The sequence below is a fragment of the Streptococcus parasuis genome (assembly GCF_021654455.1).
Taxonomy (GTDB): domain Bacteria; phylum Bacillota; class Bacilli; order Lactobacillales; family Streptococcaceae; genus Streptococcus; species Streptococcus parasuis.
In genome coordinates this window covers 360,902-382,284 of sequence record NZ_AP024276.1, presented here as the reverse complement: position 1 = coordinate 382,284, position 21,383 = coordinate 360,902, and the positions used below count along the sequence as shown (strand labels likewise).

General features: G+C 40.6%; 18 protein-coding genes, 10 tRNA genes and 3 rRNA genes. 9 read left to right on the top strand and 22 right to left on the bottom strand.

Features of this window, described 5'->3' with window-relative positions:
- The first annotated feature begins 178 nt into the window (after positions 1 to 178).
- A complete protein-coding gene (locus L6410_RS01965; protein ID WP_024396633.1) occupies positions 179 to 889 on the top strand; it encodes a GntR family transcriptional regulator in 711 nt (236 codons plus the stop codon).
- Positions 890 to 1,000: 111 nt separating this feature from the next.
- On the opposite strand, the gene L6410_RS01960 is transcribed toward L6410_RS01965, so the two are convergent.
- The 4 genes from L6410_RS01960 to recX form a co-directional block, all read right to left on the bottom strand.
- The gene (locus L6410_RS01960) at positions 1,001 to 1,738 is read right to left on the bottom strand and encodes a GntR family transcriptional regulator (RefSeq protein WP_024392822.1); all 738 of its coding nucleotides are present in this window, start codon (positions 1,736 to 1,738) and stop codon (positions 1,001 to 1,003) included.
- 155 nt (positions 1,739 to 1,893) lie between these two features.
- On the bottom strand, positions 1,894 to 2,211 hold the full coding sequence (locus tag L6410_RS01955; protein ID WP_024392821.1) for a DUF960 domain-containing protein: 318 nt from the start codon (positions 2,209 to 2,211) through the stop codon (positions 1,894 to 1,896).
- Positions 2,212 to 2,266: 55 nt separating this feature from the next.
- A complete protein-coding gene (ntdP, locus tag L6410_RS01950) occupies positions 2,267 to 2,800 on the bottom strand; it encodes a nucleoside tri-diphosphate phosphatase (protein ID WP_024396634.1) in 534 nt (177 codons plus the stop codon).
- A 76-nt stretch (positions 2,801 to 2,876) separates the two neighbouring features.
- A complete protein-coding gene (gene recX, locus L6410_RS01945; protein WP_237395710.1) occupies positions 2,877 to 3,653 on the bottom strand; it encodes a recombination regulator RecX in 777 nt (258 codons plus the stop codon).
- 37 nt (positions 3,654 to 3,690) lie between these two features.
- Between recX and rlmD the strand changes: the two genes are divergently transcribed.
- From rlmD to L6410_RS01920, 5 genes are all read left to right on the top strand, one after another.
- Positions 3,691 to 5,046: a 23S rRNA (uracil(1939)-C(5))-methyltransferase RlmD gene (gene rlmD / locus L6410_RS01940; protein ID WP_237395709.1), complete on the top strand. Its 1,356-nt coding sequence runs from the start codon at positions 3,691 to 3,693 to the stop codon at positions 5,044 to 5,046.
- A gap of 134 nt (positions 5,047 to 5,180) precedes the next feature.
- Positions 5,181 to 5,366 (top strand): hypothetical protein, encoded by a 186-nt coding sequence (locus tag L6410_RS01935; RefSeq protein ID WP_024404060.1) that lies wholly within the window; start codon positions 5,181 to 5,183, stop codon positions 5,364 to 5,366.
- On the top strand, positions 5,347 to 5,697 hold the full coding sequence (gene tnpB, locus L6410_RS01930) for an IS66 family insertion sequence element accessory protein TnpB (protein WP_024407179.1): 351 nt from the start codon (positions 5,347 to 5,349) through the stop codon (positions 5,695 to 5,697). Before L6410_RS01935 ends, tnpB begins: the two co-directional genes overlap by 20 nt.
- A 50-nt stretch (positions 5,698 to 5,747) precedes the next feature.
- Positions 5,748 to 5,954, top strand: coding sequence for an IS66 family transposase (locus L6410_RS01925; protein ID WP_105126552.1), 207 nt, complete (start codon positions 5,748 to 5,750; stop codon positions 5,952 to 5,954).
- On the top strand, positions 5,908 to 7,260 hold the full coding sequence (locus L6410_RS01920) for an IS66-like element short variant transposase (protein WP_172006064.1): 1,353 nt from the start codon (positions 5,908 to 5,910) through the stop codon (positions 7,258 to 7,260). The genes L6410_RS01925 and L6410_RS01920 overlap by 47 nt, the downstream gene beginning before the upstream one ends.
- A 255-nt stretch (positions 7,261 to 7,515) precedes the next feature.
- On the opposite strand, the gene L6410_RS01915 is transcribed toward L6410_RS01920, so the two are convergent.
- The 16 genes from L6410_RS01915 to L6410_RS01840 all read right to left on the bottom strand — a co-directional run bounded on the left by L6410_RS01915 (position 7,516) and on the right by L6410_RS01840 (position 16,829).
- Positions 7,516 to 7,589: transfer RNA gene (locus tag L6410_RS01915), tRNA-Pro, on the bottom strand.
- A gap of 47 nt (positions 7,590 to 7,636) precedes the next feature.
- Positions 7,637 to 7,710: transfer RNA gene (locus L6410_RS01910), tRNA-Arg, on the bottom strand.
- A 19-nt stretch (positions 7,711 to 7,729) separates the two neighbouring features.
- Positions 7,730 to 7,813 (bottom strand) — tRNA-Leu (locus tag L6410_RS01905).
- Positions 7,814 to 7,819: 6 nt separating this feature from the next.
- Positions 7,820 to 7,891 (bottom strand) — tRNA-Gly (locus L6410_RS01900).
- A 12-nt stretch (positions 7,892 to 7,903) separates the two neighbouring features.
- A tRNA-Thr gene (locus L6410_RS01895) sits at positions 7,904 to 7,976 on the bottom strand.
- A gap of 15 nt (positions 7,977 to 7,991) precedes the next feature.
- A tRNA-Leu gene (locus L6410_RS01890) sits at positions 7,992 to 8,073 on the bottom strand.
- A 3-nt stretch (positions 8,074 to 8,076) separates the two neighbouring features.
- Positions 8,077 to 8,149, bottom strand: a tRNA-Lys gene (locus L6410_RS01885).
- A 40-nt stretch (positions 8,150 to 8,189) separates the two neighbouring features.
- A tRNA-Asp gene (locus L6410_RS01880) sits at positions 8,190 to 8,262 on the bottom strand.
- Positions 8,263 to 8,375: 113 nt separating this feature from the next.
- Positions 8,376 to 8,448, bottom strand: a tRNA-Val gene (locus L6410_RS01875).
- 129 nt (positions 8,449 to 8,577) lie between these two features.
- A 5S ribosomal RNA gene (rrf, locus tag L6410_RS01870) occupies positions 8,578 to 8,693 on the bottom strand.
- 192 nt (positions 8,694 to 8,885) lie between these two features.
- Positions 8,886 to 11,789, bottom strand: a 23S ribosomal RNA gene (locus L6410_RS01865).
- A gap of 308 nt (positions 11,790 to 12,097) precedes the next feature.
- Positions 12,098 to 12,170, bottom strand: a tRNA-Ala gene (locus tag L6410_RS01860).
- Between the two features lie 52 nt (positions 12,171 to 12,222).
- Positions 12,223 to 13,779, bottom strand: a 16S ribosomal RNA gene (locus tag L6410_RS01855).
- Together the 16S, 23S and 5S rRNA genes with 10 tRNA genes alongside form the textbook arrangement of a ribosomal RNA operon.
- A gap of 474 nt (positions 13,780 to 14,253) precedes the next feature.
- Positions 14,254 to 14,793, bottom strand: coding sequence for a ribosome hibernation-promoting factor, HPF/YfiA family (gene hpf / locus L6410_RS01850; protein WP_024391844.1), 540 nt, complete (start codon positions 14,791 to 14,793; stop codon positions 14,254 to 14,256).
- Between the two features lie 76 nt (positions 14,794 to 14,869).
- Positions 14,870 to 15,535, bottom strand: a complete 666-nt coding sequence (locus L6410_RS11050; RefSeq protein ID WP_024391843.1) for a ComF family protein — start codon at positions 15,533 to 15,535, stop codon at positions 14,870 to 14,872.
- On the bottom strand, positions 15,528 to 16,829 hold the full coding sequence (locus L6410_RS01840) for an ATP-dependent helicase ComFA (protein WP_237395707.1): 1,302 nt from the start codon (positions 16,827 to 16,829) through the stop codon (positions 15,528 to 15,530). The genes L6410_RS11050 and L6410_RS01840 overlap by 8 nt, the downstream gene beginning before the upstream one ends.
- An 18-nt stretch (positions 16,830 to 16,847) precedes the next feature.
- On the opposite strand from L6410_RS01840, the gene L6410_RS01835 reads away from it, so the two are divergent.
- From L6410_RS01835 to cysK, 3 genes are all read left to right on the top strand, one after another.
- Positions 16,848 to 17,695, top strand: a protein-coding gene (locus tag L6410_RS01835; protein ID WP_172016537.1) for an IS630 family transposase whose coding sequence is annotated in 2 segments (ribosomal slippage) — positions 16,848 to 17,151 and positions 17,151 to 17,695 — 849 coding nt in all. Because the reading frame shifts where the segments join, the coding sequence is not laid out codon by codon here.
- A gap of 79 nt (positions 17,696 to 17,774) precedes the next feature.
- Positions 17,775 to 18,407: a YigZ family protein gene (locus L6410_RS01830; RefSeq protein WP_237395705.1), complete on the top strand. Its 633-nt coding sequence runs from the start codon at positions 17,775 to 17,777 to the stop codon at positions 18,405 to 18,407.
- Between the two features lie 90 nt (positions 18,408 to 18,497).
- Complete coding sequence (gene cysK, locus L6410_RS01825; protein WP_172040418.1) at positions 18,498 to 19,424, top strand: cysteine synthase A; 927 nt, start codon at positions 18,498 to 18,500, stop codon at positions 19,422 to 19,424.
- 145 nt (positions 19,425 to 19,569) lie between these two features.
- On the opposite strand, the gene L6410_RS01820 is transcribed toward cysK, so the two are convergent.
- Positions 19,570 to 19,935 (bottom strand): S1 RNA-binding domain-containing protein, encoded by a 366-nt coding sequence (locus L6410_RS01820; RefSeq protein WP_024391839.1) that lies wholly within the window; start codon positions 19,933 to 19,935, stop codon positions 19,570 to 19,572.
- Between the two features lies 1 nt (position 19,936).
- Positions 19,937 to 21,337, bottom strand: a complete 1,401-nt coding sequence (locus L6410_RS01815; RefSeq protein WP_237395701.1) for a bifunctional Cof-type HAD-IIB family hydrolase/peptidylprolyl isomerase — start codon at positions 21,335 to 21,337, stop codon at positions 19,937 to 19,939.
- Positions 21,338 to 21,383: the final 46 nt, after the last annotated feature.

Here is a 21,383-nt window from a genome sequence, read left to right as displayed (position 1 = left end):
TTAACACTTTCTTGTGGTTATGTCCAGTACTTTTGGAAAAAATTTTTGTATTTTTTTAAGCAAATAGATGTAAAATAATAAATGGCTATTTTTTGCTAAAAAAGCTACGGAATCATACTAATATCTTTTGATTTTTGTAAGATAATTTAGTATACTAATCACAGAAAGGAGGTATAAAATGAAAGTCCCTAAATACCAACTAATCCAGAATAGCCTTCGTCAACAAATCATTTCGGGAAAATTTGAAAATGGTGATAAATTTTATACAGAAGCGGAATTAACAAAGTTATACAATGTAAGTTCAATTACTGTTATTCGGGCTGTCAATGAGTTAGTTAAAGATGGTTATTTAATTCGCCAACAAGGGAAGGGTACATTTGTTTCCCGTTCACGTAAGGGCCGTTTGGTTGAATTTTCAGATGTTGAAATTTTCCCACTTGAAAATGAGCAAGTAATTGTTCTTGCTTGTCAAAAGGGAAATGATACACGAATTCTCGAGAAATTGAACTTAGATAAGAATGACTATTATTATAAAATCGTTCGTATTCGTAAAGCCGACGGAATTCCATTTATTTATCATAATTCCTACATACCTCAACGTTATATTCAAACGCCTGATGCTCCCCTTGAACATTTCCAATCAATCTATCAGCGTCTAAAAATTGATTTTAATATCCACATGTTCGAAGAACCCTTTGTTGAAACAAACGAAGTAAGCTTCCCAACACCCGTGGAAATTGCTGAGGGGTTAGAAATTGATCCAAATCAACCAACTATTTTGCAAAATAAATTGACAACCAATAGTGCTAGTGGAGAAATTATCGAATATACTGAAACTTATAAACATTGGAAATACTATAAATTTGAAATCTCAGCGAATAACCGATAATTCCTTTTGAAACAAACACTTTGCTTCCAATAAATAATAAAAAGATTGTATATAATGGTCATTAATCTGACTTTATATACAATCTTTTTATTATTTACATCATTTACAGACTTAGTTTTCATTCATTGGCTTATGAACCATCCGATACCGAAATTGGTCAGCCCTCGCAATGCTAAACGTATACTCAATAATACGATTCTTATCATTGTATGATTTTCGTAACAAATGAAGGACAGGACTATTTCCCCTTACCCCCAAGAGCTTCGCTTCATTATCCAAGGCGATACTAGCATAAAACTCTTCGACCGCCATTCGAATAAATTGATTATATTTTTCAGAGAATACCTCGTATAATGCTGTATTATCCAAATCTGCAATAGTTAGTCCATCAAATAAAGAGGCCGGAATGTAGGTACGCTCCAACATCATCGGAATACCATCTGCCAAACGTAGTCGTTCTAATTCATAAACATGTTCACCAATATCAATCATCAACTGCTGTGAAATATATTCCGAAGCTTCTATTTCTTGAAATGAAAGAATTATAGTTTGTGGTACCTTACCCATCACTTTCATTTGCTCGGTAAAGCTATAAACCTGAGATAAATCAACAGCTGGTTCTGAAATTTCCGAAACATAGGTCCCTTTACCATGTTTTTTATAGACCAAACCACGTTTTTCTAATTCTTGTAACGCAAGCCGAACTGTAATACGACTTACACCATATAAATGCGTTAATTCTCTCTCTGAAAACAATTTTTCATTTGGCACCATGCTTTCTCGAATTTTCACTTCCAACTCATCCACTAATTGTAAATAGAGTGGTTTTTCTTGGCCATTAATTGACATAGCGCAACCTCACTTCAACTAGGTAAATCATATTATACTGTTATTATATCATTTTTTAATAAAATAGTCTTTCCAAACCATAAAATGTTCATTCAGATGAGGAATCTAGTTTCCACTCGAAATACTTTAACTTGCATGACGAGTATGTTTGTTCATTAAATAAAACTAACTTCATCAGGCAATGTTATCGTTTCCTGTCCTTGCTTATCTACAACTAATACTGTAGAAGGATAAAACGGATCGAAACGACTTGACAAATCAACCGCCAACACATTTTTATACCGCTCTTGTGAGAAAACTAGGGTAATTTTACCACCTCGGTTTTTAATAGAAAATTGAATCACACTTTTCAAAGGGATAACTCCCTTTAAATAGTTATCAATGACGTACCAGAAACTATCAATCACTTCACCTGGGAGCGAAGTGACAATACCAAAACTTGCATATCTCCCTACCGTCTTATCAAATGCCATCTTTCTACCTCACAGTAAGAAAAAAGCCTGCTAAACAGGTTTTTCTTGAATAACTTTATCGACTTCTCAGTTCTAAATAGCGCTTATACCAGATATTTACATAGGCAGGAGAGAATGGCCCACGTTGATGATTAATCCAATCAACCAATATTTTTACATTTTCCTTCAAAATATAATCAATATCATCTGAATACTTCATATCCTTGCGATGTCGTTCATATTCATCCACATCAAGTAATCTTTTTTCACCATCCGCAAAGACTTTCACATCCAAATCATAATCAATATATTTGAGTGCTTCGTTGTCTAATACAAACGGACTAGCAAGATTACAATAATAAGAAACACCATTTTCACGAATCATTGCAATGATATTAAACCAGTATTTTTTATGAAAATATACGATAGCTGGTTCTCTTGTTACCCAACGTCTGCCATCATTTTCTGTCACTAAAGTATGATTATTGACTCCAATGATTGCATGTTCTGTTGTCTTTAATACCATGGTATCACGCCAAGTGCGATGGATTTTTCCGTCATGCTTATAACTTTGAATTGTAATAAAGTCGCCTTCTCTTGGTAATTTCACACTGTTACCAACTTTCTACAATTTCAATTTATCTTTATCATTATATCATATTTTTGACTCATGTGGGAATATTTCATCACAGATAATCCCTAAGCACTGCCTGAATCCGATCAAACTCGAAACCTTTCCTTGCTAAAGCCTGAATCAAACGCTGTTTCAACTCATATCCATCATATTTTCGACTATATTTTCGATACTGTTTCTCTAATTCCTTACTAATTAAATCTACTTCCATATTGTCATCTGCTGAAATATCTAACTGACTAACCGTTTTTCTTGCCAAGTCATACGTAAACCCCTTATTCATCAATCCTTGAACAATCTTATCCTGCAGAGCTCGAATAGGTAATTTATCCTGATACTTTCTAAGCAATTTTTCAGCAACCTTTTCAGCCAGCTCAGAAAAATCTACCTCAACTAAACAACTATCAATAACAGATTTAGAAATCCCTTTCGTGATTAATTTCTGCCGAATCAGAGCCGGACCCTTGTCACCATTCAACCCATTTTGTCGAACGTAGGTTTCCACATAACTCTTATCATTAATCCATTTCTCTTCTTCTAGAACGGCAATAATTTTCACAGCATTTGCTTCTTCAATTTCATATTTTTTTAAATAATCCAACACTTCTTTCTTTGTTCGCTGTTTGAAAGAAATATAATATAAAGCTAAATTTTTTCCATAAGAGAACTGAGCAAAATCACGAATTTCTTGAAGTTCATTTTCAGTGATTTCCTTACCCTTACTCAACATAAAACGAACAATTGTATCCTCAGTTATATACAAAGATTCTTGACTATTAAGCTCTAATAAATATAGTCTTTTTTTCTTTACAATTTTTGTTATTCTCATTCTTTCATTATACAGGAATTTTCGGTAAAATAATAATATGAATCTACAAGTTAATCAACGAATCCCCTTAAAAATTAAACGAATGGGCATCAATGGAGAAGGAATAGGTTTTTATCAAAAAACGCTTGTCTTTGTTCCCGGTGTTCTTAAAGGTGAAGAAATATATTGCCAAATTACCTCAATCAAACGGAATTTTGTTGAGGCAAAATTATTGAAAATCAACAAGCAATCCAAATTCCGTGTCACACCACCTTGTGCTATTTATGAAGTCTGTGGCGGTTGCCAAATCATGCACCTCCGCTATGATAAGCAATTGGATTTTAAAAAAGACTTGCTACAGCAAGCACTAAAAAAATTCAAACCTTCTGGCTACGAGCAATACACCATCCATCCAACCATTGGGATGGATCACCCCAGTCACTACCGTGCCAAATTACAATTTCAAACTCGTACTACTAAAGGTGGCGTCAAAGCTGGATTATATGCAGAAAATTCACATCGTCTAATTGGAATTACTGACTGTTATGTCCAGGATCAAGAAACACAGAGAATTATTAACAGTGTTGCGGAACTCCTCACTAAGCACCGTATCCCAATTTACAACGAACGCAAGGAACAAGGTATTCGCACTGTCATGGTACGTAGAGCTCGTCAGACGGGAGAAGTCCAACTAATTTTTATCACCTCTTGTCAAGTTAATCTTATCAAACTAATTGATGAACTCATCAGTCAGTTTCCAAGTATCGTTACAATTGCCTTAAACTGGAACAAACAAAAAACAAGTGAAGTCTATGGAGAAAAAACTGAAATACTGTGGGGGAAACAAGCTATTGATGAGGCTGTGTTGGACTATGATTTTTCTCTATCACCTCGGGCATTTTACCAATTAAATCCCCAGCAAACCGAAGTACTTTACAATGAAGCAGTAAAAGCTTTGGATATTACTGGAGATGAAGACCTCATTGATGCCTACTGCGGAGTTGGTACTATCGGCTTTGCCTTTGCCAGAAAAGTCAAATCATTACGTGGTATGGATATTATTCCCGAAGCAATTGAAGATGCAAAAGCAAATGCTAGACGAATGGGGCTAAATAATACACATTACGAAGCCGGTAAAGCTGAAGATATAATTCCAAAATGGTATCAAGAAGGATATCACGCAGATGCACTCATTGTTGATCCTCCACGGACTGGAATAGACGAAAAACTCCTAAAAACAATCCTTAAGTACAAACCATCAAAAATGGTCTATGTTTCTTGTAATGTTTCGACACTCGCAAGAGACTTGGTTGAATTAACTAAAGCCTACCAGGTTGAATATATTCAATCTGTTGACATGTTCCCTCATACCGCTAGAACAGAGGCGGTTGTGAAATTAACAAGAACCGAATAACTCATCATCATATAGTCCGAATGCCACTATTCGGACTTTTTTCTCTGAAATTTAGTAAGCGCCCCATAACAAGGTACCTATCCAATCATTCACTCCTCCAGTATACTGTAATAAAAAAACTGGAGGATTTTTTTATGTCACAACCCATTGTCCCATTGACTGTTCCCAAATCACGACGCTTTAAAAAGAAAAGTAGAAATGAGATTCTGATGAAAATTCGTCTCGAAAAAGTAGAACTCACTTTCTTTCACTCTATCAACCAAGAGGTATTGGAAACAATCTTGGATAAGGTACTGTTCTATGACAATCCGGCTCAGTGATTTAGGTCAAGTCTATTTGGTTTGCGGGAAAACAGATATGCGTCAAGGGATTGATTCTCTCGCCTACCTTGTCAAAAGTCAATTCAATCTGGATCCCTTTTCAGGTCAGGTCTATCTCTTCTGCGGAGGTCGAAAAGACCGGTTCAAAGCTCTTTACTGGGATGGACAGGGATTTTGGTTATTGTATAAACGTTTTGAAAATGGGAAATTGACCTGGCCAAACAATGAAGAGGAGGTTAAAGCCCTCACTTCCGAACAGGTGGACTGGCTCATGAAAGGTTTTTCTATCAGTCCAAAAATAAATGTTTCAAAAAGTCGTGATTTCTATTGAAATCATGGCTTTTCTTTGTGTATAATAAGACAAAAAGAAGGAGATTGGTTATGTCATCACTAGAAAAAATTATTGAAACACAGTCAAAAACGATAGAGATGATGGCTAATGAACTCACTCTCCTTCGTGAACAGGTTGAGTATCTGAGACAGAAACTCTACGGAAAATCATCAGAGAAGGTTGTGTATCAACCCGGTCAGCTGAGCTTGTTTGGGGAGGAAAGTCTCCCTGAAGAAGAAGCTGACTTACCCAGTTGAAACAGAAACGATTACCTATAAACGCAAGAAAGCTAAGGGAGTTCGTCAGGCTATTTTTAGTCAGTTCACTCCAGAGATTGTTCATCACGAACTGCAGGGTGAAGACTGCACTTGTCCAGACTGTCATGGACAGTTGAAAGAGATTGGTTCTACTGTTCAACGACAAGAGTTGGTCTTTATTCCCGCACAATTAAAGCGGATTGACCATGTTCAACACGCATACAAGTGTCAGGCATGTAGTCAGAAGAATCTAAGCGATAAGATTATCAAGGCTCCCGTTCCTAAGGCACCTTTGGCACACAGCTTGGGTTCGGCTTCTATTATCGCCCATACTATTCATCAGAAGTTCAATCTTAAGGTGCCCAATTACCGTCAGGAAGAGGACTGGCATAAGCTTGGTCTGCCAATCAGTCGGAAGGAAATAGCCAACTGGCACATCAAGTCTAGTCAGTATTATTTCGAACCAATTTATGACCTGTTGCACGAGAAATTGTTGGAGCAGCCTATTCTTCATGCGGATGAGACCTCCTACAAGGTCTTAGAAAATGATAGTGAGTTAACCTTCTACTGGACCTTCTTGTCTGGTAAGCATGAGAAAAAGGGTATCACCCTCTATCATCACGACAAACGACGGAGTGGCTTAGTTGTGGAGAAATTTCTTGGGGACTATGCGGGCTACGTTCATTGTGACATGTGGAGTGCTTATCGTCAATTAGACAAGGCTCAGCTGGTTGGCTGTTGGGCTCACGTCAGACGAAAGTTTTTTGAGGCGACTCCTAAGAAGACCGACAAGACTTCATTAGGAGCCAAGGGATTAGCCTATTGCGACCGCCTATTTGCCTTAGAGAATGACTGGGCTGACTTGTCTAGCGAGGAGCGACTGCATAAACGCCAGACAGAGTTGGCTCCCTTGATGGACGAATTCTTTGACTGGTGTCGTGAGCAATCTGTTTTGCCAGGCTCCAAATTGGGCACTGCAATAGAGTATAGCCTCAACTACGAAACCACTTTCCGAACCGTTCTCTCGGACGGTGACTTAGTCTTGTCTAACAATATGGCTGAGAGGGCAATGAAGACCTTAGTGATTGGCAGAAAAAATTGGTTATTCTCTCAGAGCTTTGAGGGAGCCAAATCGACAGCTGTCATTCTGAGTCTTTTGGAAACTGCTAAACGACATGGCCTTGATGCAGAAAAATATATGACCTATCTTCTAGAACACTTACCTAACGAGGAGACGCTCGCAAAAAAAGAGGTGCTAGAGGCTTATTTGCCATGGAAGGAAAAAATTAAAAGAGCATGTAAATAGAAAAAGGTTCCAGAGTCGACAGGACTTTGGAGCCTTTTTCAATATACTTTGTTATTGGGCGCTTACGAAATTTAAAAATAAAAAAAAGAAATGCCTTTGGTTTCAGGAACTTTGAAAACTTTAAAAAACGGATTTTGATTGCTTTGAACATAAAGAAAGAGAGAACGAAGTTCGTCCTCTCTAGGTGTTAGCTTTTCATCTACCCACTACAGTTGACAAAGAGCCAAAAAGAGAACCTTAAGTTCTCTGGATTAATCGGGAAGACAGGATTCGAACCTGCGACACCTTGGTCCCAAACCAAGTACTCTACCAAGCTGAGCTACTTCCCGATATCATTAAAAATAAAGCTCCCCTAACGTCTCCATTAAGCGAGTGATGCACCCTAGAGGAGTCGAACCTCTAACCGCCTGATTCGTAGTCAGGTACTCTATCCAGTTGAGCTAAGGGTGCTAACTATATATGTAGTCCATGCCGAGGACCGGAATCGAACCGGTACGATGTTGCCATCGCAGGATTTTAAGTCCTGTGCGTCTGCCAGTTCCGCCACCCCGGCTCCTAAAGCGAACGACGGGATTCGAACCCGCGACCCCCACCTTGGCAAGGTGGTGTTCTACCACTGAACTACGTTCGCAATTCTTCTGAATGCCGGCTACATGACTTGAACACGCGACCCTCTGATTACAAATCAGATGCTCTACCAACTGAGCTAAGCCGGCCTATTTCTATTCCTATGCGGGTTAAGGGACTTGAACCCCCACGCCCGAAAGCGCCAGATCCTAAATCTGGTGCGTCTGCCAATTCCGCCAAACCCGCATATGACTCGTGCTGGGCTCGAACCAGCGACCCATTGATTAAAAGTCAATTGCTCTACCAACTGAGCTAACGAGTCTTTTTTATATTACTTGAAACATCATACTGTGATGTTTCAACGGTCCCGACGGGAATCGAACCCGCGATCTTCGCCGTGACAGGGCGACGTGATAACCGCTACACTACGGGACCTATCTGTACTCAAGCTAAAATCCTAGTGAAAAAGATAGACTTCCTAGAGTCATCGACTCTGTGTCAGTTTCCTATTTTCATACGGATTTCTTAACGCTTTTAGTAACATGATATGGGAGTTAACGGGATCGAACCGCTGACCCTCTGCTTGTAAGGCAGATGCTCTCCCAGCTGAGCTAAACTCCCAATGGGTGGGACTTAGCTCAGCTGGGCAATGGAGAAAACTTCGTTTTCCTCATCTCCAACTTGAAAGCTCGAATTCCTCTCACTTTCAACTAAGCTAAACTCCCATATGGAGATTTCTCTCCAAATCTTGCTAAGCGACTACCGTATCTAACAGGGGGCAACCCCCAACTACTTCAGGCGTTCTAGGGCTTAACTGCTGTGTTCGGCATGGGTACAGGTGTATCTCCTAGGCTATCGTCACTTAACTACTGAGTCTTGTCAACTCAAAATTGAATATCTATATTCTAACAAGTTTTACCAACGCTGTCAATATTGACTTCGGTTTTAATTGTACTCAGGCTAAATTCTTAGTGAAAAAGATAAACTTCCTAGAGTCTGTTGACTCTGCGTCAGTTTCCTATTTTCATACAGAATTTGTAACGCCTTCGTTACTTATCTTGGATAAGTCCTCGAGCGATTAGTATTGGTCCGCTACATGTGTCACCACACTTCCACTTCCAACCTATCTACCTGATCTTCTCTCAGGGCTCTTACTAACTTTATGTTATGGGAAATCTCATCTTGAGGTGGGTTTCACACTTAGATGCTTTCAGCGTTTATCCCTTCCCTACATAGCTACCCAGCGATGCCTCTGGCGAGACAACTGGTACACCAGCGGTAAGTCCACTCTGGTCCTCTCGTACTAGGAGCAGATCCTCTCAAATTTCCTACGCCCGCGACGGATAGGGACCGAACTGTCTCACGACGTTCTGAACCCAGCTCGCGTGCCGCTTTAATGGGCGAACAGCCCAACCCTTGGGACCGACTACAGCCCCAGGATGCGACGAGCCGACATCGAGGTGCCAAACCTCCCCGTCGATGTGAACTCTTGGGGGAGATAAGCCTGTTATCCCCAGGGTAGCTTTTATCCGTTGAGCGATGGCCCTTCCATACGGAACCACCGGATCACTAAGCCCGACTTTCGTCCCTGCTCGAGTTGTAGCTCTCGCAGTCAAGCTCCCTTATACCTTTACACTCTGCGAATGATTTCCAACCATTCTGAGGGAACCTTTGGGCGCCTCCGTTACCTTTTAGGAGGCGACCGCCCCAGTCAAACTGCCCGTCAGACACTGTCTCCGTAGATGATAAACCTACCGGGTTAGAGTAGCCATAACACAAGGGTAGTATCCCAACAGCGCCTCAATCGAAACTGGCGTCCCGATTTCGTAGGCTCCTACCTATCCTGTACATGTGGTACAGATACTCAATATCAAACTGCAGTAAAGCTCCATGGGGTCTTTCCGTCCTGTCGCGGGTAACCTGCATCTTCACAGGTACTAAAATTTCACCGAGTCTCTCGTTGAGACAGTGCCCAAATCATTACGCCTTTCGTGCGGGTCGGAACTTACCCGACAAGGAATTTCGCTACCTTAGGACCGTTATAGTTACGGCCGCCGTTTACTGGGGCTTCAATTCAGATCTTCGCTTGCGCTAAACCCTCCTCTTAACCTTCCAGCACCGGGCAGGCGTCACCCCCTATACATCATCTTACGATTTAGCAGAGAGCTGTGTTTTTGATAAACAGTTGCTTGGGCCTATTCACTGCGGCTGACTTTAAGTCAGCACCCCTTCTCCCGAAGTTACGGGGTCATTTTGCCGAGTTCCTTAACGAGAGTTCTCTCGCTCACCTGAGGCTACTCGCCTCGACTACCTGTGTCGGTTTGCGGTACGGGTAGAGTATGATACATCGCTAGAAGCTTTTCTTGGCAGTGTGACGTCACTAACTTCGCTACTTAACTTCGCTCCCCATCACAGCTCAATGTTATAGATACAAGCGTTTGACTCATATCACACCTCACTGCTTAGACGGGCACTTCCAATCGCCCGCTTTAGTTAGCCTACTGCGTCCCTCCATCACTTCATACTCTAGTACAGGAATATCAACCTGTTGTCCATCGGATACACCTTTCGGTCTCTCCTTAGGTCCCGACTAACCCAGGGCGGACGAGCCTTCCCCTGGAAACCTTAGTCTTACGGTGGATGGGATTCTCACCCATCTTTCGCTACTCATACCGGCATTCTCACTTCTATGCGTTCCAGCACTCCTCACGGTATACCTTCTTCACACATAGAACGCTCTCCTACCATAACACTTAAGTGTTATCCACAGCTTCGGTAAATTGTTTTAGCCCCGGTACATTTTCGGCGCAGGGTCACTCGACTAGTGAGCTATTACGCACTCTTTGAATGAATAGCTGCTTCTAAGCTAACATCCTAGTTGTCTGTGCAACCCCACATCCTTTTCCACTTAACAATTATTTTGGGACCTTAGCTGGTGGTCTGGGCTGTTTCCCTTTCGACTACGGATCTTAGCACTCGCAGTCTGACTGCCGACCATAAATCTTTGGCATTCGGAGTTTATCTGAAATCAGTAAACCGAGATGGCCCCCTCATCCAAACAGTGCTCTACCTCCAAGATTCTCAAATGTCGACGCTAGCCCTAAAGCTATTTCGGAGAGAACCAGCTATCTCCAAGTTCGTTTGGAATTTCTCCGCTACCCACAAGTCATCCAAGCACTTTTCAACGTGCCCTGGTTCGGTCCTCCAGTGCGTCTTACCGCACCTTCAACCTGCTCATGGGTAGGTCACATGGTTTCGGGTCTACGACATAATACTAATGCGCCCTATTAAGACTCGGTTTCCCTACGGCTCCGTCTCTTCAACTTAACCTCGCATCATATCGTAACTCGCCGGTTCATTCTACAAAAGGCACGCTCTCACCCATTAACGGGCTCGAACTTGTTGTAGGCACACGGTTTCAGGTTCTATTTCACTCCCCTTCCGGGGTACTTTTCACCTTTCCCTCACGGTACTGGTTCACTATCGGTCACTAGAGAGTATTTAGGGTTGGGAGATGGTCCTCCCAGATTCCGACGAGATTTCGCGTGTCTCGCCGTACTCAGGATACTGCTAGGTATAAAGAATATTTCAAATACGAGGCTATTACTCTCTTTGGCCTACCTTCCCAGGTAGTTCTTCTATACTCTTTAAGTCCACATTGCAGTCCTACAACCCCGAGGAGTAAACTCCTCGGTTTGCCCTCCTGCCGTTTCGCTCGCCGCTACTAAGGCAATCGCTTTTGCTTTCTCTTCCTGCAGCTACTTAGATGTTTCAGTTCACTGCGTCTTCCTCTACACTACCTTAACAGTAGTGAGTGACAGGCATTACCTGCCGGGTTCCCCCATTCGGACACCCCTGGATCATTGCTTACTTACAGCTCCCCAAGGCATTTCGTCGTTAGTCACGTCCTTCTTCGGCTTCTAGTGCCAAGGCATCCACCGTGCGCCCTTATTAACTTAACCTTATTAACCTAATTTTTTCAAAAATTAGAAAACTCATTAAATATTCACAGCGTTTTCGGTTTATTTTCTTGTTACTATTTCTTTATGTATCCTTACAGATACACAAGGAATGTTTGATAGATATTCAATTTTCAATGGACAAGTTCTAAGATATTAAGAACCGGTGCGACTTGTCGCAAAACTTTCGTAGAATAAGGAGATAACCAACGACGTGTCTTTAGACACTAGGTGGTTTTGACTTATTCCTAGGAAGTTTAGGTTCGTATTCAGTTATCTTAGTTATCTAGGTTACTCTGTATCCTAGATAATGGAGCCTAGCGGGATCGAACCGCTGACCTCCTGCGTGCAAAGCAGGCGCTCTCCCAGCTGAGCTAAGGCCCCACAAAACCTCTCAAAATTAAAGAAGACTCACGTACAGGTTCCATTTCCTTAGAAAGGAGGTGATCCAGCCGCACCTTCCGATACGGCTACCTTGTTACGACTTCACCCCAATCATCTATCCCACCTTAGGCGGCTGGCTCCTAAATGGTTACCTCACCGACTTCGGGTGTTACAAACTCTCGTGGTGTGACGGGCGGTGTGTACAAGGCCCGGGAACGTATTCACCGCGGCGTGCTGATCCGCGATTACTAGCGATTCCGACTTCATGTAGGCGAGTTGCAGCCTACAATCCGAACTGAGACTGGCTTTAAGAGATTAGCTTGCCGTCACCGACTTGCGACTCGTTGTACCAGCCATTGTAGCACGTGTGTAGCCCAGGTCATAAGGGGCATGATGATTTGACGTCATCCCCACCTTCCTCCGGTTTATTACCGGCAGTCTCGCTAGAGTGCCCAACTGAATGATGGCAACTAACAATAGGGGTTGCGCTCGTTGCGGGACTTAACCCAACATCTCACGACACGAGCTGACGACAACCATGCACCACCTGTCACCGATGCTCCGAAGAGAAACCCTATCTCTAGGGCGGTCATCGGGATGTCAAGACCTGGTAAGGTTCTTCGCGTTGCTTCGAATTAAACCACATGCTCCACCGCTTGTGCGGGCCCCCGTCAATTCCTTTGAGTTTCAACCTTGCGGTCGTACTCCCCAGGCGGAGTGCTTAATGCGTTAGCTGCGGCACTGAGTCCCGGAAAGGACCCAACACCTAGCACTCATCGTTTACGGCGTGGACTACCAGGGTATCTAATCCTGTTCGCTCCCCACGCTTTCGAGCCTCAGCGTCAGTTACAGACCAGAGAGCCGCTTTCGCCACCGGTGTTCCTCCATATATCTACGCATTTCACCGCTACACATGGAATTCCACTCTCCCCTTCTGCACTCAAGTTTGACAGTTTCCAAAGCGTACTATGGTTAAGCCACAGCCTTTTACTTCAGACTTATCAAACCGCCTGCGCTCGCTTTACGCCCAATAAATCCGGACAACGCTCGGGACCTACGTATTACCGCGGCTGCTGGCACGTAGTTAGCCGTCCCTTTCTGGTAAGATACCGTCACTGTGTGAACTTTCCACTCTCACACACGTTCTTCTCTTACAACAGAGCTTTACGATCCGAAAACCTTCTTCACTCACGCGGCGTTGCTCGGTCAGGGTTCCCCCCATTGCCGAAGATTCCCTACTGCTGCCTCCCGTAGGAGTCTGGGCCGTGTCTCAGTCCCAGTGTGGCCGATCACCCTCTCAGGTCGGCTATGTATCGAAGCCTTGGTGAGCCGTTACCCCACCAACTAGCTAATACAACGCAGGTCCATCTCATAGTGAAGCAGTTGCTCCTTTCAAGCATTTACCATGCGATAAATACTGTTATGCGGTATTAGCTATCGTTTCCAATAGTTATCCCCCGCTATGAGGTAGGTTACCTACGCGTTACTCACCCGTTCGCGACTCATGATTAATGGTGGAGCAAGCTCCGGTATCAATCATGCGTTCCACTTGCATGTATTAGGCACGCCGCCAGCGTTCGTCCTGAGCCAGGATCAAACTCTCATTAAAAGTTTTGATTCAAACTCAAGCTATTGCTAGCTTTCCGTTTTATTGTTTTTGTTTTGTCATTGACGATTTATCTTTAGATAAATCACCCTGCACGTTTGGTTCGTCTTCTTTAATTTTCAAAGGTCTTGTCGTTGTCGCGTCCTTGCGACAACTATCTTAGTTTATCATTTCTTCAAGGTCTTGTCAACACTTTTTTTGAAACTTTTTTTCGTTCCCTTTGTATCGAACTCCCTCAAGAGACAACTCAATTATTCTATCATCTTCACTTACTTTTGTCAACTACTTTTTCAAACTTTTTTGTTTCTTTTCTTGAAATTTGGGCTGAAATTTTGGTTCTAGGCACCTGCTCATTTTAACTAATCAATGGAGGATATTTGAATAAGATGCAATCGATGATTTGTATAAACTTGAATATAGAAATAGTAAAAGCCGCAAGTTCTCTTGCGACTCAACTGTATTTCAGATTTTATATTATTAGCGAACTTCAAGTAGTCCTAAATTACCATCTTCACGTTTATACAATACATTAGTTGTTCCGTCATTTGCATCTGTATAGATAAAGAAATCATGACCGAGTAACTCAAGTTGCAAGATTGCTTCTTCCATATCCATTGGTTTCAAATCAACTTGCTTTGTACGAACAACTTTTACTTCATCTTCTACTTGTTCTACTAATTCATCTGTAAAGACTTGACCAGTTGCCACTTTTTGTCGATGTTTTCTTTCAATTTTTGTTTTATTGCGACGGATTTGACGTTCAATTTTGTCAACCACTAAATCAATTGAACCATACATATCTTGAGAAATATCTTCTGCTCTTAGTGTAATACCTCCGAGGGGAATAGTCACCTCAACTTTTGAACGTTTATCTCTGTACACTTTGAGATTTACTTTCGCATTCAATTCTTGCTCTTCAGTGAAATACTTTTCAATTTTTGCAACTTTTTCTTCAACATAAGTACGAAGAGCATCTGTCACTTCAAGGTTTTCTCCACGAATACTGAATTTAATCATATTAGTACCTCTTTCTTGGCTTTCGCCTTTCTTCTCTATTATTATACCATATTATTACGAAATTGCAACCGTTTTCTCACCTTGCTAGTGAAAATGTCTTGATTTCTTTCTTTCCTGTTTTCATAATCGTCTGTTTTGCTGATTGTAATGTTGAGCCTGTTGTGTATATATCATCAATCAATAAAATTTTGTCAGGGATATTTTTTTCATCTTGGAGAAAAAACTGTTGGTGCATCTCTAAACGCTCCTTCCTATTTTGCGATGATTGTTTTTTACTATCCTGTTTTCCCAAAAGTAATTCAAAGGATATATTAGCTGCGGCCAATAACCCTTCTACTTGATTGAAACCACGTTCTTCTTTTCGATTTTCACTAATTGGAATTGGAACAATTGTATAACCAGGGAATTGACTTAGTGCTATATTAATCTCTTTTGCAAAAACATTTCTTAAAATATAGTCCCCCTGAAATTTGTATTTACTAAAATAATTTGCCATTGCTTTATTGTATTTGAATAATGCAGTATGGGAAACCGACATTCCCTTACTTAACCAATACTGACAATCCGTGCAACGTTCGATAATTCCATTTTTATAGCAATACGGACAATGTTTTTCCGATATTGCTTTAAAAGAAGTTGAACAATCTGAGCAGATACCTGATTTTTTTCTACCAAAAATGAATATCTCCGAAAATTTTATCTGGTTTTTCAGGTTCTGGGAACAGAGCAAACAACTAGACATAACCTGCCTCCTTATTCATTTGTTTAATTTCTGCAATTGCCTTTTCAATTGATCGCGTACTTCCTTCATGAAAAAACAGAAGCAAGCCCGTCGGGCGGTCCATACTTCTTCCGACGCGACCTGAAATTTGCACAAGACTAGATGAGGTGTATAAGTAGTGATTGGCTTGAACGACAATGACATCTACTCCTGGGAATGTTACACCTCGCTCTAAGATTGTAGTAGAAATTAAAATTGTAATTTCTTTGTTGCGAAATCCTTCCACTATTTCAAGCCTATTGTCTGTCTGACTCGATACAAAACCAATTGTTTCTTCTGGAAAGATTTGTTCCATTATACTTGTAAATTCCAATCCTTTCGAAATTTCTGGTACAAAAATAAGTAATGGATAGCCTGTTTCTCTTTGCTTTTGAATGGCATTTCTGAGTTTTGGAACTAATTTGTTTTTCTTCAAATATGTATCGAATTTGGAAAACCAGACCTTTTGCGGAACCACAAGCGGATTTCCATGAAAACGTCTAGGGAGACTGAGTTTTTGTAATTTGCCTGATTTGACTTTTTTATCTAATTCATCCGTAGAGGTTGCTGTTAAAAATACTAAAACTCCGTCTACTTTAACTGCATTATCTGCTGCTTGATATAATATAGGGTTGTCTGCATAGGGGAAAGCATCTACTTCATCGATCAAGACCAAATCAAATGCCTGGTAGAACTTTAACAACTGATGAGTGGTCGCAACAACGAGTGGCGTTCTGAAATATGGGTCTGATTCCCCATGTAGCAGACTAATTGGGACCGAAAAATCATTTTGTAGTCGCTTGTAGAGTTCAATACAAACATCAATTCTTGGACTGGCTAGACATACAGCACCTCCTTTATTAATTACTGATGCAACAGCATGGTACATCATTTCCGTTTTGCCCGCACCTGTTACAGCATGAACAAGCGTTGCTTGTCGTTTTTCCACATTCGCAACTAATCCATCTGATATTCGTTGTTGCCAATCGGTCAGCGCCCCCTTCCATAGAAGACAAGCATTCATTGAAAAATCTTTCTGTGGAAAATAGTAGAGTTTCTCATCTGTTCGAACTCTCCCCAAAAGGAGACAAGCCCGACAATAATACGCAGCATTTGGCAGCTTGTTTTCTTCCTCAAACGATGTACCGCATCGGAAACAAGAATTCTTTCCTACTACACTGGAAATTGTTTTTGCTCTTTCTCTTTCTTCTGACGTTAATTGGTATTTAGTAAAAAGTCTTCCATGGTATAGTAAAATGAAACAAAAATAGTACATTTATGGTATAATGTACTTATGGCATATTCATTAGATTTTCGTAAAAAAGTTCTCGCATACTGTGAGAAAACCGGCAGTATTACTGAAGCATCTGTTGTTTTCGATATTTCCCGCAACACCATCTATCAATGGCTAAAATTAATGGAGAGTACAGGCGAGCTTCATCACCAAGTTAAGGGAACCAAACCAAGAAAAGTTGATAGAGAAAAATTAAAGAACTATCTTGAAGCTCATCCAGATGCTTTTTTGACTGAAATAGCTTCTGAATTTGGCTGTCATCCAACAGCTATTCATTACGCTCTCAAAGCTATGGGGTATACTCGAAAAAAAAGAGCTGTACCTACTATGAACAAGACCCTGAGAAAGTAAATCAGTTCCTTAAAGAATTTAATAACTTAAGTCACTTGACACCTGTTTATATTGACGAGACAGGGTTTGAGACATATTTTCATCGAGAATATGGTCGATCTTTGAAAGGTCAGTTGATCACTGGTCAGGTCTCTGGAAGAAGATTCCAGCGGCTATCTTTAGTCGCAGGTCTTATAAACGGTGAGATTATAGCCCCAATGACCTACAAAGAAACCATGACTAGTGACTTTTTCGAAGCTTGGTTTAAAACATTCTTACTACCCACTTTAGATAGACCATCTGTTATCATTATGGACAATGCAAGGTTTCATCGGATGAGTAAGCTAAAAGAGTTATGCAAGGAGCAGGGTCATAGACTTTTACCACTTCCTCCTTACTCACCTGAGTATAATCCCATTGAGAAAACATGGGCTCAAATTAAAAAACACCTCAGAAAAGTATTGCCAAATTGCGATACTTTTCTTGAGGCACTTTTGTCCTGTTCTTGTTTCAATTAACTATAATTCTCTAGTTCATTCATCACTTATTTATTCGGAAATTCTTGTCAGCTTGTAAAAAAATTAGTACAATTTGATTATGAAAGAATTTAAGACAATTAAAAAAGATGGTCTGGTTGAGGAAGAAATTAAGAAATCCCGCTTTATCTGCTTTATGAAACGAGTGACTAGCGAGGAGGAAGCTCGCGACTTTATCAACAAGATAAAAAAAGAACACTACAAAGCTAACCATAACTGCTCTGCTTTCATCCTTGGAGAAAGTATGGAAACCAAGCGTTCCTCAGATGATGGGGAGCCCTCTGGAACAGCCGGCGTACCCATGCTAACCGTTTTAGAAAACCACCAGTTGACAAATGTCGTAGCTGTCGTCACTCGGTATTTCGGAGGCATAAAATTAGGGGCGGGTGGTCTCATTCGTGCCTACGCAGGAGCAGTGGCTAATGCAGTAAAAAATATTGGAATTGTAGAAGTCAAGGAACAAGAAGGAATTTCTATTGTTATGTCCTACACCCAATATCAAGAGTTTGCCAATTGGCGAGCAGAGCAGGGCTTAGAAGAATTTGATACCCAGTTTACTACTGAAGTTTCATCCATGGTTTTTGTGGATAAGGATTGTTTAGAGCAAACCTTGGCAAGTCTAACTGAATTTTACCATGGAAAAATAACCGCAGAAAAAACCAACTCTCGAATTGTTGAGGTCCCAATCTATTAAAAAAAGACTATCACTGAGATAGTTTTTTTATATTATACTTTTTTCATTTTCTACTATATAATAATCAGTAGCTTTAAATGGAGGTGCCTTATGGCTATTTATCAAAATATTACTCAATTAGTAGGAAACACACCAATTATTAAACTCAACAATATCGTACCTGAAGGTGCGGCAGAAGTCTATGTTAAGTTGGAAGCTTTTAACCCTGGTTCTTCTGTTAAAGATCGCATTGCTTTGGCAATGATTGAAGATGCAGAAAAAGCTGGTACTATCAAACCAGGTGATACAATTGTAGAGCCAACAAGTGGTAATACCGGAATCGGACTTGCATGGGTTGGTGCGGCAAAAGGTTATAAAGTGATTATTGTTATGCCTGAAACAATGAGTATTGAGCGTCGCAAAATTATCCAAGCTTATGGGGCTGATTTAGTACTTACTCCCGGTAGCGAAGGTATGAAAGGTGCAATTGCTAAAGCACAAGAAATTGCTAAAGAAAAAAATGGTTGGGTCCCATTCCAGTTTGCCAATCCTTCAAATCCAAAAATTCATGAAGATACAACAGGACAGGAAATTTTGGAAGATTTTGGTCCAGCTGGGTTAGACGCTTTTATATCTGGCGTTGGTACCGGAGGTACCGTAAGTGGCGTTTCTCATGTTTTGAGAGCTGCCAATCCTAACATTGCTGTATATGCTGTAGAAGCTGATGAGTCCGCTGTTCTTTCCGGCGAAGCACCTGGCCCACATAAGATTCAGGGAATTTCAGCTGGTTTCATTCCAGATACTTTGGATACCGATTCATACGACGGTATCATTCGAGTAAAATCTGATGATGCTTTAGCTACTGGACGTGCCATCGGTGGACAAGAAGGTTTCCTTGTTGGTATTTCATCTGGTGCAGCGATACACGCAGCTATTGAAGTTGCCAAGGAATTAGGTGCAGGCAAAAAAGTTTTAGCAATTTTGGCAGATAATGGCGAACGCTATTTATCAACTGCACTTTACGAATTTAATGACTAATTTTCAATGATTGGACTCTACTATATTCTTATTTTTAGAGAACAGATCGGAAGCTCCCCTTGGAGCTTTTCGCTTGTTATGGTTGTTGACAACTGATAATGTAGATTGCGAAAACATACTATTTCAAAAAGGCTAAGGGAAATCCCTAAGCCTTTTTCGTTTTATCTAAAAATTCTTTTGTTTCCTTAATCCATGTTGGCAAATGTTTGGCTAACGGAGCAAACCCTATTTTATGACGTTCATTCGTAAAACGGTGATGACGAGGAATTTTTTGTTGTTCTTCTTCAAGTGTGCGAGTAGATAAACTCGCTTTTCCTGAATATTCATCATAATCAACAACCTGTACAAACACTTCCTGACCTAGTTTAAGATAATCAAATATATTATCAACAAATCCAGTCTTAATTTCAGAAATATGAATGAGCCCAGTTTGACCATTGTCCAAATCTACAAAGGCCCCGTACGGTTGAATACCCGTAACTGTCCCTTTAACCTTATCACCGATTTTCATTTTAATCCTCAATCTCGATTATCTCAATCACAACATCTTCATGCGGTCGATCTGCTGAATCCGTCGCCACCGCTGCAATGGTATCTAATACATCAAATGATGCTGTATCCATTAAATGTCCAAATACTGTATGCCGTTGATCTAAATGCGGTGTTCCACCATTGTCAACATATGCTTCAGCAATTTGTTTTGGCCATCCACCACGTTCTAACTCTTTTGCATTATAAGGAAAGTGTTGATTTTGGACAATAAAGAATTGACTGCCATTGGTATTTGGTCCGGCATTTGCCATTGAGAGGGCACCACGAAGGTTAAAGGCTTCCATTGAAAACTCATCTTCGAATGAACTACCATAGATTGATTCACCACCCATACCAGTTCCAGTTGGATCTCCACCTTGAATCATGAAATCTTTGATAATCCGATGGAAAATAATACCATCATAATAGCCATCCTTAGAAAGAGCTACAAAGTTTGCCACTGTTTTTGGAGCAATCTCAGGGAAAAGTTTTACATTTAAAACTCCATGATTCGTCTTAATATGTGCAATTGGACCTTCAGCGTTAGCCACGTCTAATTGTGGATAGTTTTTTTCTTTCTCGACCATACCTAATTTCTCCAAGGCATCAAAAATGCCATCTTCTTCTACTTTTTTTGTAATATAATCAGCACGTTTTTGCAATTCTGGATGTGAATGCCCCATTGCAATTGCAATCCCTGCATACTCAAATAATTCAATGTCATTGAGCTCATCCCCAAAAACAAGAACATTCTCTGGTTTTAAACCAAGTTTTTCAACTATTTTAGCCACACCAGTTGCCTTAGAGGAATCTTTTAAAACAATATCTGATGAAATAGCATCCCAACGAACCGTTCGCAAATCTTCCTGCAATTGAGCTGGCAACTCGACTTTTTGTCCATCATTTTCAAAGGTCAACATTTGATAAATATCATTCCCCTTGTAAAATTCAGGGGCGGTTTCTAGGCCATCATAAATCAAATCAATCACTTGACTAATCCGATCGGTCCGAGCTGATAGAGTTCCTTTTTTACTACCTAGTAATCCATATTCAATACCAACTTCCTTCGTCCAGTCTATTACAGACTTCACCAACTCAGAAGACATTGGTTGATGGTAGACTACTTGGCCTTTGGCATTTTCAACATATGAGCCATTAATCATGGCAAAATAATCCGGTTGCAATGCCTTAATTTCTGGCACTATTCCATATGGTGTACGACCAGAGGCAATTCCTGTTAGAATACCCTTTTCTTTCAAGGATTTAAAAACCTGCTGAATAGATTCTGGCATATATCCAGTGGTTTTAACCCGAAGTGTATCATCAATATCAAAAAAGACTATCTTGATTTTTTTGGCTCTATATTTTAATTTTGCATCCAATATATTCGATATCCTTTCCGGAAGCTAACTAACTATCTTTCTATTA